The 11939-nt window shown below is 70.4% G+C and carries 8 protein-coding genes and 1 pseudogene; all 9 read left to right on the top strand.

Annotated features, from left to right (window positions below; genetic code table 11):
• Positions 1–754 (top strand): annotated as a pseudogene (locus AC1DY5_RS23710) (putative baseplate assembly protein); the annotation flags it as partial.
• Entirely contained in the window at positions 751–3552 is a 2802-nt protein-coding gene (locus AC1DY5_RS23705) for a putative baseplate assembly protein (protein ID WP_478115310.1), read from the top strand. The pseudogene AC1DY5_RS23710 and the gene AC1DY5_RS23705, both read left to right, overlap by 4 nt.
• Complete coding sequence (locus AC1DY5_RS23700) at positions 3549–5570, top strand: hypothetical protein (RefSeq protein WP_478115309.1); 2022 nt, start codon at positions 3549–3551, stop codon at positions 5568–5570. Before AC1DY5_RS23705 ends, AC1DY5_RS23700 begins: the two co-directional genes overlap by 4 nt.
• A gap of 17 nt (positions 5571–5587) precedes the next feature.
• Positions 5588–8551, top strand: a complete 2964-nt coding sequence (locus AC1DY5_RS23695) for a DUF6519 domain-containing protein (RefSeq protein ID WP_478115308.1) — start codon at positions 5588–5590, stop codon at positions 8549–8551.
• Positions 8544–9248, top strand: coding sequence for a hypothetical protein (locus AC1DY5_RS23690; protein WP_478115307.1), 705 nt, complete (start codon positions 8544–8546; stop codon positions 9246–9248). Before AC1DY5_RS23695 ends, AC1DY5_RS23690 begins: the two co-directional genes overlap by 8 nt.
• Positions 9245–10144: an ATP-grasp domain-containing protein gene (locus tag AC1DY5_RS23685; RefSeq protein WP_478115306.1), complete on the top strand. Its 900-nt coding sequence runs from the start codon at positions 9245–9247 to the stop codon at positions 10142–10144. The genes AC1DY5_RS23690 and AC1DY5_RS23685 overlap by 4 nt, the downstream gene beginning before the upstream one ends.
• 306 nt (positions 10145–10450) lie before the next feature.
• Positions 10451–10702 (top strand): hypothetical protein, encoded by a 252-nt coding sequence (locus AC1DY5_RS23680; RefSeq protein WP_478115305.1) that lies wholly within the window; start codon positions 10451–10453, stop codon positions 10700–10702.
• 122 nt (positions 10703–10824) lie between these two features.
• Positions 10825–11208, top strand: a complete 384-nt coding sequence (locus AC1DY5_RS23675) for a hypothetical protein (protein WP_478115303.1) — start codon at positions 10825–10827, stop codon at positions 11206–11208.
• On the top strand, positions 11193–11756 hold the full coding sequence (locus AC1DY5_RS23670) for a sigma-54-dependent transcriptional regulator (RefSeq protein WP_478115301.1): 564 nt from the start codon (positions 11193–11195) through the stop codon (positions 11754–11756). The genes AC1DY5_RS23675 and AC1DY5_RS23670 overlap by 16 nt, the downstream gene beginning before the upstream one ends.
• Positions 11757–11939 lie beyond the last annotated feature (183 nt).

The following is an 11939-nucleotide window of genomic DNA, read 5'->3' as shown; positions in this document are numbered from 1 at the left end:
GGGCAGCGCCGGCAATGTCGGCGCGGGTACGCTGGTGCGCATCGTGACCGACGACCCGGCCATCGCCGGCGTTCGCCAGCCGCTGCCGGCGAGCGGCGGCACCGAGCCCGAAAGCATCGCCTCGGTGCGCGCCAAGGCGCCGTATGCGCTGCGCACGCAGCAGCGCGCCGTCACGCCCGACGACTACGCGCGCTTGGCCGCCAAGCTGCCCGGCGTGCAGAGCGCGGCCGCCACGATGCGCTGGACCGGCAGCTGGCGCAGCGTCTTCGTCACGGTCGACCCCTTCGGCGGCGGCGCGCTGGATGCGGCGGCAGAAGCCCGGCTCGCGCAGTCGCTCGAAAGCCTGCGCATGGCCGGCCACGACCYGGAGATCGAGGCGCCGATCGCGGTGCCGCTCGAGATCGCGATGCATGTCAGCGTGCGGCCGGACTACTTCGGCACCGAGGTCGCGCAGGCCCTGTCCGAGGTCTTCAACAGCCGCGTGCGGCCCGACGGGCGGCTCGGGCTCTTCCACCCCGACAACTTTCGCATCGGCCAGGACGTGTATTCGAGCCCCATGTATGCGGCGGCGATGGCGATCGACGGTGTCGCCTCGGTGCAGATCACGACCTTCCAGCGGCGCGGCGAGCCGGGACGCGCGGCGCTCGATGCGGGTGTGCTGCCGATCGGGCGGCTCGAAGTGGCGCGGCTGGACAACAACCCGGACTTTCCGGAACGCGGCGTCTTCAGCTTCGTGGTGAGGGGCGGGAAATGAACGGGACCGCCTCTCCTTCGTCGGGCGAGCTGGACGCCTGCGGCGCCTGCGCCGGCACTTCGCCGCAGACGCCGGCGGTGGTGGCCAACCGCGCCGGCCTGTCCTCGATCAGCTACCGGGTCGGAACGCAGCCGCTCTTTAAGGAAAGCATGCAGGCGCGCCTGGGCACGCTGCCCGAGCTGCGCACGCGCGACCCCGGCGACTTCACGCTCGGGCTGATCGATGCCTGGGCCAGCGTCGCCGACGTGCTGAGCTTCTACCAGGAGCGCATCGCCAACGAGTCCTTCCTGCGCACCGCGACCGAACGGCGATCGCTCGCGGGACTGGCCGAGCTGGTCGGCTATGTGCCGCAACCCGGCGTGGCCGCGAGCACCTGGCTGGCCTTCACGATGATGCAGGCTCCAGGAACGCCGCCGACGGCGGTCGACGTTCCCGCGGGCACGCGGGTGCAGAGCATTCCGCTGCCCGGCGGCCTGCCGCAGACGTTCGAGACCCTCGAGACCGTTCCGGCCAGGGTCGAGTGGAACGCGTTCCGCCCCAGCCTGAGCCTCGCGCAGACCGTGGATGCCGACACCACGGACGTGCTGCTGAGCGGCGTATCGACCGGCCTGAAGCCCGGCGACAGCGTGGTCGTGGCGCCGAGCGATGCGGGAAGCCGCCCGGTGCTGCGCACGGTGTCCGGCGTGGCGCCGATGGCGGCCGAGCAGCAGACCCGGGTGACGCTGCGGCCGGCGATCTCCGGGGCCCAGGTGCCGGTACCCGCGCCGCCGCCACCGCGCAGGCCGCGCATCGCTTTCGAGTCGCTGCGCCTCGACACGGTGCCGCTGAACATGTCGGCCACCTTTGCGGCCCCGCGCAACTGGTCTTTCGTGACGCAGCGGGTGCTGGCGGCCAATGCGCCCTTCGTCGCTCGCGCCGACGACCTGCACGTCTTCGGCTGGCGCTTCGGACTCAAGCTCACACAGTTGTTCAAGACCCTCGCGGCGTGGTCTCCGCCGGTGGCGGCGAGCGTCTATGCGCTGCGCACCAAGGCCTCGCTGTTCGGCTACAACGCGCCCGATCCGCGCAGCCTGCCGGCCGCCATCGCGGGCCAGTATTCGGACGACCGCAGCGTTGGCGGCGACTGGAAGCCGCCTGCCGACGTGCTCGATCCGCTGCTCGATGCCAGCTACCCGCGCATCGCGCCCGCTGGCGACACCGCCCCCAGCTTCGCAGCGCTGAAATGGAGCGACGACCAGGGCGACCACTGGGTCGTCGCCAACGTCGACGGGGTGGCCGAACACGGCATCGCGAAGTACACGATGAGCGGCAAGGTGACCCAGCTGCGGCTGTCGGTGGTCGGCCAGAGCGACAGCGGGCCGGTGTCGATCGCCTATCCGAGCTTCAGCAGCTATCGCGGCGCCACCCTGCAGGCCGAGAGCGAAGCCCTGCCCCTGGCCCGCCTGCCGAACGAGGACCCGCTGCCGGCCGACAGCCAGATCGACCTCGACGCCTGGGTCGACGGCCTCTATGCGGGCCAGCGTCTGATCGTCACGGGCGAACTCGCCGACTCGCCCGGCAACCAGGCCAGCGAGATGGTGCAGATCCAGTCGGTCGCGCACGTGATCGGCGCCGATGGCGGCACCCGCCTGACGCTGATCAGCGCGCTGACCCAGGCCTATGTGCGCAAGACCGTCACGATCAACGGCAACGTGGCGCCGGCCACGCACGGCAGCGGCGTGAACGAAGTGCTCGGCAGCGGCAATGCGAGCCTGCCGTCGCAGCGCTTCACGCTGCGCCAAGCGCCGCTCACCCATGTCAGCGCGGCGACGCCGAGCGGTGTCGCATCGACCCTGGCGCTGCGCGTGAATGGCGTGCTGTGGAGCGAGGTCCACGACCTCTACGGCAGCGCCGCCAGAGACCGCGTCTACATCGCCCGCCTCAACGACGACGGTAGCACCAGCCTGACTTTCGGCGACGGCAGCCACGGCGCACGGCCGGCGACCGGCACCGAGAATCTCGTCGCCAGCTACCGCAAGGGCATCGGCGCAGTCGGCAATGTCGCGGCGGGCCAGCTGACGCTGCTGCAGACGCGCCCGCTCGGCGTGCAGGGCGTCACCAATCCGACGCCGGCCACCGGAGGCACCGACGCCGAAACCGCCGACGACATCCGCACCAACGCCGCGCTCGGCCTGAGCACGCTCGGGCGGATCGTCTCGCTGCAGGACTACGAGGACTTCGCGCGCGCCTTCGGCGGCATCGCGAAGGCGCTCGCGACCTGGACCTGGTTCGGGCAGACCCGTGGCGTCTTCCTGACGGTCGCCGGCATCGACGGCGCCGACGTGGAAGCCGGGGGCGCGGTCTTCGGCCACCTGCTCTCGGCGATCGGCGATTCGGCCGAGCCGAATGTGCAGGTGCGGCTCAGCAGCTACCGGCGCGGCGCCTTCACCTTCAGCGCCAACCTGATGGTCGATCCGGCCTGGGACATGGAGGCCGTGCTGGCCGCCGCGCAGCAGGCCGCGCGCGATGCGTTCTCCTTCGCGCGCCGCAGCTTCGGCCAGGCCGTGACGCGCAGCGAGATCATCGCGCTGCTGCAGGGCGTGCCGGGCGTGGTGGCGGTGCAGGTCTCGGCCCTGCGGCGCACCGACACCGCCCTCTTCGTGCCGGCCGCGCGACTCGCCGTGCTGCGCGAGAGCGCGCAGATCGACGCGGCGTTGCCCCAGGTGGGCTCCGACGCGAGCGTGCTCGCGGCCGAGCTGCTGACCCTGGACCCGAGGCCGCTGAACCTGGTCGCGACCTGGGCGGAGGCACCCCCATGACACTCGACGGCGCTGCCCTGCTCCAGCTGCTGCCCGCGATCTACCGGCTGCGCGACGCCGACCAGGGCGGCGCGCTGGCGCGCCTGCTCGACGTGCTGGCCGAACAGGTGCAGGTGCTGCAGGAAGACCTGGCCCAGCTCTACGACGACCAGTTCATCGAGACCTGCGCCGACTGGGTCGTGCCCTACATCGGCGACCTGATCGGCTACCGGCAGCTCAACGGCGTGACCGCCGCCATCAGCAGCCCGCGCGCCGAGGTGGCCAACACGATCAACCTGCGGCGCGGCAAGGGCACGGTCACCGTGCTCGAACGGCTGGCCCGCGACGTCACGGGCTGGGATGCGCACGTGGTCGAGTACTTCCTCGGGCTCGCCGCCACCCAATGCGTGAAGCACGTGCGGGCCGGCGCCGGCGGCACGGTCGACCTGCGCAACCAGCCGGTGCTCGAACGCATCGGCTCGCCCTTCGACAGCGCGGCCCACGGCGTCGAAGTGCGCGGGCTCGGATGCGGCGGCCGCTGGAACCTGCCGAACGTCGGCATCCACCTGTGGACCCAGGGCAGCACCGGCCTGACGCGGGCCACGGCCTTCGCGCTGGACGATCTGCGCTTCTTCTTCAACCCACTGGGCGCCGACACGCAGCTGTTCAACCGGCCGCAGCCGCTGCCGGCCGATGCGCCGCTGGCGCGCGAGGCGAACCTGCCGCTGCCGATCAGTCGCCGCGCGCTGGCCGCCGACCCGAGCCGCTTCTACGGACCGGACCTGTCGCTGTTCATCGGCGGCCTGCCGGCCGGCACGGTACTGCTGTCCGCCGATCTGTCGGACCTCGACGCCGCCGGCACCCAGTGGGCCCACGTGCCGGCGGCGGGCAGCGTGCTGATCGATCCACAGCGCGGACGGATCGCCTTCGCCGCGGCGCCGGCCAGGCCGCTGCAGGTGTCGTTCCATCGCGCAAGCGAAGCGGACCTCGGCGGCGGCGAATACGACCGGCTGTCGACGCTCTCGCTCGGCCTCCAGCCGGTGGTCCAGGTCCAGGCTGCGAACGGCAGCGTGCAGACGGCCTTCAGCGTGGTCAGCGCTGCTGGCGCGGTGGAGTTTCCGAGCAGTGCGACCTGGGCCGAGACACCGGCGGTCGCGCTGGCGGCCAACGCCGTCGTCGAGCTGCGCGCCGCCGACCAGGCGCGGCCGGTGCTGCAGCTGGCGGGCGAGCTGAAGATCAGCGGCGCGGCCGGTTCCGAGCTGATCCTCAACGGTCTCGTCATCAGCGGCGGCGCGCTGCATCTCGCGGCCACGGCGACCGGACAAGGCCCCGACACGTTGAGGCTGGTGCATTGCACCCTCGTCCCGGGAACGATCCTCAAGGGCGACGGCAGCGCCGCCCAGCCCGGCGCGCCGAGCCTGATCGTCGAGACCAAAGGCACGCGGGTCGAACTGGACCATTGCGTTGTCGGCGCGCTGCGCATCGCCGCGGAATGCGACGTGAGCCTGACGAACTGCATCGTCGATGCCGGTGACCCCGCCTCGGTGGCCTTCGCGGCCGCCGACGGCAACGCGGCGGGCGGCGCACTCCAGGCGAGCGCCTGCACGCTCGTCGGCCGCGTCCACAGCACGGCGATCGCCTCGGCCTCGAACTGCATCTTCCATGCGCGCGCAAGCCTCTCGGGCGACGTCCCGCCGTGGCCGGCGCCGGTCTGGTCCGAGCGCCGGCAGGAGGGCTGCCTGCGCTTCTCGTACCTGCCCCTCGAATCGATCGTGCCGCGCCGCTACCGCTGCCAGCCCGCGGCGGCGGCGGATGCCAGCCGCGTCGTGCCGCTCTTCGATTCGCTGCGCTACGGCGACGCCTCCTACTGCCAACTGGCCCGGCGCTCGGCGAACGAGATCCGAACGGGCGCCGAGGACGGCGCCGAGATGGGCGTCCATCACCGACAGATGGCCCCGCAGCGCGAGAGCAACCTGCGCCTGCGCCTGGCGGAGTACCTGCGCGTCGGACTCGACGGCGGCCTGCTCTTCGCCGACTGAGCCATAGGGAGAACGACATGAAAGCCGACTTCAGCCGAAACAGCTTCGATCCGCGCAAGCACTACAGCAGCGTGCTGCAGCAGCAAGGCCGGGTGCAGGTCGACGCCGACTGGAACGAGCAGCAGCTCATCAACGCCCACCGCAGCGAGCGCCTTGGGATCGATGTGCTCGGCCCGAGCGGCGCACCGCAGGCCGACCCGGGCTTCGGCCTGGCCTTCACGGCCGACGGCAGCGACCTGACGATCAGCTCGGGCCGCTACTACGTCGACGGCATCGCCTGCGATGTCGAGCCGGGCCAGAGCCTGGCCTTCAGCAGCAGCGGCGACAACAAGGCGCTGGTGACCTTGCCGCGCTCCGATCTGGCCGACTTCCGCGCCGGCCAGTGGGTGCTGCTGAACGTCACGGCGGACGCATCGCAGATGCTGCGCATCACCGCCGTGTCCGCCTCCGACGGCGCGCTCACGCTGACTCTCGCCGCCGCGATCACCCAGCCGCCGACGCCGACCACCGGCAGCTTCAACGGCGTGCTGCGCCGGATCACGACCTACCTGACGCAGCCCGATCTGCCGAACCCCGACTTCGCCAACCCCGCGGCCGGCGCCAATCCGGCCACTCTCGCGCTGCCCAAGGGGCTTTACGTCGCATACCTCGACGTCTGGCAACGCCTGGTCAGCGCGCTCGACGACCCCGCCATCCGCGAGAGCGCGCTCGGCGGTCCCGACACGGCCGTGCGGACCAAGGTAATCCGCCAGCTGAAGCTGCTCGCGGTCACGCCGCCCGCGACCGATGCGCCGGCCTGCAGCACGGCCTTCCCCGAATGGGACGCGCTGACCGGCGGCGGCAGCGGCGCGCTGTCCGCCCGCGCGGCGCCTACGCTGGGCCAGGCCGGCCCCTGCCTGATCCCGCCCGGCGGCGGCTATCGCGGCCTCGACAACCAGCTCTACCGGGTCGAGATCCACGCCGCCGGCAGCGACGGCAACGCGAGCTTCAAATGGTCGCGCGACAACGGCAGCGTGGTCACGCGCATCCGGTCGTTCAACGGCAGCACGCTGACGGTCGACAGCACCGGCCCGGACGATGCGCTCGGGCTCGCCAACGGCCAGTGGGTCGAGATCATCGGCGACGCCGACGAACTGCACGGCAGGACCGGGCAGCTGATCCAGGTCGTCACCGTCCAGCCGGCCACCTCGACCGTGACCTTCGCCGCCTCGCCGACGCCGATCGATGCGGCGCTGAACCCGAAGATGCGGCGCTGGGACGGCGCCGCCACCGCGGTGCCCGCGGGCGGCGGCGGCTGGCTGGATCTCGAGCTCGGGGTGCAGGTGCAGTTCACCGCCGGCCAGTATGCGACCGGCGACTACTGGCTCATCCCCGCGCGCTCGGGCGCGACGGCCAGCGTCGAATGGCACCATGCCGCCCCGCAGCCGCCGGGCGGCGTGGTGCATCACTTCGCCCGCCTCGGGCTGCTGCGCTGGTCGGGTACCCCGGCTGGCAGCCTGCTCACCGATTGCCGGCGCAGCTTCGCGCCACTGACCCACGTGCCGCCCGCGCTCCACGTGACCGGGATCAGCTGGCAGAACGACGACGTCCTGCAGCTCTCGCAGTTCGTCGCGGGCCTGTCGATCTCGATGGACGGGGCACCGATCGGGCAATACACGGTCAACCTCGACCCCGGCACGGGCACGCCGGTGCCGACGAACGTGGCGCTGATGACGGTTTCCGACAATTCAATGATTATCACTGTCGACATTCCGACACCGGCGCCGAATCAGCCCGCCAACGCCCAGCCGGCGTTGACGATGTCCGTGCCGGTGGTGCTGCCCGGAAACCCGATCAGCTGGCAGGCGAAATCCAACACGCTCCTGTGGGTGCCCAGTCCCGCGGCCCAAGGCGTGGTCAATGCGCTCAGTGGCGGGCAGGCGCGCGTGCGCGTGCGGATGAAGGGCAATTTCATCTGGGGCGACCTCGGGCAAGAGCGGCTCTATCTCGACGGCGAAGTCCGCGGCCAGCCGGGCCTGAGCGCGTCGCGCACCAACAGCCTGCGCACCGACCTGGCCTTTCCCTCGGGCTGCGGCCGCCGCCACAGCGACTTCGAGAGCTGGTTCACCCTCCAGCTCGCGGCCACGCCGGTGTCGCTACGCAGCTTCGGCCTCAATGCGGCGGTGCTGCTCGGCGATGGTGCGGTGTCCGGGCAGGTCGTGCTCGCCAGCGTCGCGCAGGCGCCGGTGACGGTGACGCTGGCAGCCAACAGCTCGCCGACGATCTCGGTGGTGCTGAACGGCGGCAACGCGCTCACGATCCCGGCGGGGCAGACCAGCGCGAGCTTCCCGATCACGGTCTCGGCCCCGGCGTCGAGCAGCGTGGTAAACGTGACGGCCAGCGTGCCGGCGATTCCGAATTCGCAGTTGACGACCTCGCTGACGACGAATTTCACCGTCGTGGTCCTGGCCGTCGCCGTATCTCCGCCGACGGCGTTGCTGCTCGCCGGGACCTCGCAGCAGTTCACGGCCAGCGTCGGCAGCAGCGGGGTCGCCATCCCGGGCGGCGTCGACACCGGCGTGACATGGAGCTGCAATGGCGGCTCCATCAGCGCCTCGGGCAACTATGTCGCACCGGGCGCGGCCGGCGTGTTCAGCGTGGTCGCGACGAGCACCGCCGATCCGCGGCGCAGCGCCCAGGCCACCGTGACGGTGCGCATCAAGGGCAAGGACAAGGACAAGGACAAGGAGGCTTCCGCCGACAAGGCGGTGCGCATCGACAAGGCGGTACTGGCCGAGAAGCTCAGAGACGTGGTGGTGCGCCCGGCGGTGGTCAATCCGGTGATCGCGAACCCGTCGGTGATCGCGTCGCCGACGATCCTGCAGCGCTCCTTCATCGCCCCCGCGCAGCGGCCGGACGTCGGTCCCCCTGCGGCGCCGCCGCCGCCGGCGCCGTCTACCGACCCGGGCAAGAGCAAGAGCAAGAGCAAAAAAGGTGGCTGAGCGGCCGCTGCTCGTGCTCGCCGATGCGCGGGATAGTGCGGCGCAGGCCTTCGTCGCACGCCATCGCCGGGATGGCGCGCGCCTCTTGCAGCCCTCGGATCTGTCGCGCGCGGGGTGGTGCCATCGCGTCGGCGATTCGGCCGCTTCGGTCGCCGTCGTGGAAGGCCTCGCCGTCCCCGCATCGGCGCTTCGCGGCGTGATCACGCGGCTGGCCGCGATCGCGCCCACGCAACTGCCGCACGTGGCCGAGTCCGATCGCGACTACGTGGCGAGCGAGATGAGTGCCTTTCTCGGGGCCTGGCTGTCGGCGCTGGCATGCCCGGTGATGAACCGCCCCTTCGTCCCGTCGCTCTCGGGGCCGGCGTGGTGCAGGGAACACTGGGCGAAGCTCGCGCTAGACCTCGACGTGCCCGTCGCGCCGGTGCGGCGCGAAGTGCGGCCCGGCCTGCCGATGCCGGAACAGCCCGCCCCGAGCGGGGCATGCGTTCGCCTCGACGTCGTCGGCCCGACGATCCTCGGCCATGGGCACCCGCGGCTGCGGGCCCATGCCCGCCGGATCGCCGATGGCGCCGGAATGGCGCTGCTCGGCGTGCGCTTCGATGCCGAAGACGGCAACGCACGCTTCGTCGGCGCCGACCCCTGGCCCGATCTTTCCGACCAGGCGATCGGCGACGCACTGATGGACTGCCTGCCATGAGCGAAGGCCGCGCGACGGGGCCCGTGCTGCTGTGGGGCTCGCCCCTCGACCTCCCGATCGCGGCCGTCTGCACCGCACTGAGYCGCCTCGGGACGCCGATGTTCCTGGTCGACCAGACGCGCTACGGCGAAATATCGATCGGCATCGAGATCGACGCCGTGCCCAGCGGCTGGGTCGAGGTCGGCGACCAGCGCTGCGAACTGGACCGCGTCCGCTCGGTCTATGCGAGGCCGCAGGACTCGGCACGCGCCGGCGACTCGGCCGCGGCGCTCGACGAGGCGCTGGCCTGCTGGCTCGAGCTGACGCCGGCGCTGGTCGTCAATCGGCTGTCCGCGATGGGATCGAACAGCTCCAAGCCCTACCAGGCGGCATTGATCGCGCGAGCCGGGTTCGCGGTGCCCGACACGCTGGTGACGAACGACCCCGAGGCGCTGCGCAGCTTCTGGAAGCGCCACGACAGCATCATCTACAAGTCCTGCAGCGGCATTCGCAGCATCGTCTCGCGCCTGCCGCCGGACGATGCCGTCCGGCTGGCCCGGCTCGCAACCTGCCCGACCCAGTTCCAGGAATACGTGCCCGGCGCCGACTACCGCGTGCACGTGATCGGCGACGAGATCCACGGCCACAGGATCGAATCGGAAGCCGACGACTACCGATATGCGGGATCGTCGGGCGTTCGACTGCGGCCCTGGCGGGTGCCCGACGAACTCAGGCCCCGCGTGCGCGCCCTGGCCGCATCGCTGGGGCTGGCCATGGCCGGCATCGACCTGCGCCGCAAGCCGGAAGGCGACTGGGTCTGCTTCGAGGTCAACCCCTCGCCGGGGTTCACCTTCTACGACGACGAAGACGACGAGCCCCTCGCACGTGCCACCGCACGGCTGCTAAGCCAAGGCTGAGTGGGGCTTCACGCGTTCTGGCGGGAGGGGGCGCCGACGGGACGGACGGATTGCGCACCGTCAATGCGGCAGGGGGCGGCCCAGCACGACGCTCGGAATTTGGGTTTCCATTTTGTGTCGCCGAGTCAATGAAACGATATCGGCTATTGGAATTCGGCCGCCACCCTGCAACGATTGCCGAACCGCGGAAAGAACTGCAGTACGGCTTGCCGAAAGGCCCCGTGCCAAAGAACAATTGCAAATGATCTCTGGAAAGGCGCGTTCCTGTTGGGTAGTATTTTCTCCACAATGAAAATGGAGACAGACATGCTGACCACCTACCGCCAAGAGGCGGCCCTCAGAAGGGCCAATGTGCAGATCCCGAAATATCCGATGCGGCGCCTGCCTTTCAATGACAAATACGTGGAAGAAGGAATTCCGCTGCCGCAGGAAGAAATCGACGCCGATGTCGAATTGCAGCAAGCCGTCGAGTGCTGGATGAAGACAGTGGACGATCTCTATTTCAAGCATGTGGCGCGGCCGGCTGGCTACCCACCCGAGGCTGGCACCGCCCATTGATCTTCGGCGCTCGAGACCGCCAGCGCGAGGCCTGCCCCGCGTGCCTGCATCCGAGCGGACGCCTGTCGCCAACCGCATCGGAACGGCGCACACTATGCCGACCCGGGCATGGGTCGCCGCAAATGAAGCCTTCGTATTTTCTCGGCGTTGTCGCCGCGTTCGCGCTGCTCGCCACGGGTCTTGCGCGATCGCGGGCAAGGCCGCGCGAGGCGCTTGATGCCGAACTCGCACGGTCGCGCGTGCTGCTTCCTCAAGCGGCCGCGCGCCTGGCGCAGCTTGACCATGATCTGCGAACGCCCGTTGGCACCCTGATGTCGGCGGTCAGCCTGCTCGAGGCCGCGCCCGACGATGCGCAGCTGCATGCCGAAGCGATCGACGTCTTCTCGCGGCAACTGGCCCGCCTCACCGGCGTGGCGGATGCATTGCACGATCTGGCGCTCGAACTCGATCCCGCGTTCCGTGCGCCACCCACGGGCGAAAGCCAGCCGCCATGGGACATGCGCTGATCGTCGAAGACGACGAGGATGCGGCTCGCATGCTGGCGAGCCTGATCACGCGCGAGCAGCACACGGTGTCGGTCGCACCCTCGCTGGACGCAGCCCGTCGCCTGCTGGCTGCCCAGCAACCCGACCTGATGCTGCTGGACCTTCATCTTCCCGACGGCAGCGGGCTCGAGATGTTCGAGGACGGCGAGTTGCTCTCCGACACCGAGATCGTTCTCATGACCGGTCACGCGAGCCTCGACACCTCGATCAAGGCCCTGCGCCTGGGCGCGGCGGACTACCTGGTCAAGCCGATTAATCCCCAGCATCTCAAGGGCCTGCTCGCGCGCTTGATCCGTCCTTCCCGGCTTCGGGCCGAAGTCGAGGAGATGAACCAGCAGTGGCGGGAAACCGGCCGCTTCGGTGCACTGATCGGCGCATCGCTGCCGATGCAGAGAGTGTTCCAGCAGATCGGCCGCGTGGCGGGCACTGCCGTGACCGTCTTCATCCATGGCGAGAGCGGGACCGGCAAGGAGCTGGTCGCACGCGCCGTGCACGATCTGAGAAGCTGAGAGTCTTTCGATTTTCCGCTGAAGGCAGTGCGGAGCAACGCGCAGGAAGCTCGCGAAGCAAATTGGGTCGAAAGCATCACCGAGGTGCCAAGTCGAGGGCGTAGGCACTCGCCGAGGGCGCTGAGCGCCGCTTCAGGGCACGCCCCTCATACCGCCTTTGGGGCCCTTTATGCGATCTTKGCG

It is taken from the genome of Variovorax sp. P4_D9, from assembly GCF_056401695.1.
This window is presented reverse-complemented; position numbering and strand designations above follow the sequence as displayed.

What these genes read in the sequence shown, in the direction of transcription:
- AC1DY5_RS23705 (WP_478115310.1), top strand. Translation starts at nt 751, where the DNA reads ATGAACGGGACCGCCTCTCCTTCGTCGGGCGAGCTGGACGCCTGCGGC.
- AC1DY5_RS23700 (WP_478115309.1), top strand. Translation starts at nt 3,549, where the DNA reads ATGACACTCGACGGCGCTGCCCTGCTCCAGCTGCTGCCCGCGATCTAC.
- AC1DY5_RS23695 (WP_478115308.1), top strand. Translation starts at nt 5,588, where the DNA reads ATGAAAGCCGACTTCAGCCGAAACAGCTTCGATCCGCGCAAGCACTAC.
- AC1DY5_RS23680 (WP_478115305.1), top strand. Translation starts at nt 10,451, where the DNA reads ATGCTGACCACCTACCGCCAAGAGGCGGCCCTCAGAAGGGCCAATGTG.
- AC1DY5_RS23675 (WP_478115303.1), top strand. Translation starts at nt 10,825, where the DNA reads ATGAAGCCTTCGTATTTTCTCGGCGTTGTCGCCGCGTTCGCGCTGCTC.
- AC1DY5_RS23670 (WP_478115301.1), top strand. Translation starts at nt 11,193, where the DNA reads ATGGGACATGCGCTGATCGTCGAAGACGACGAGGATGCGGCTCGCATG.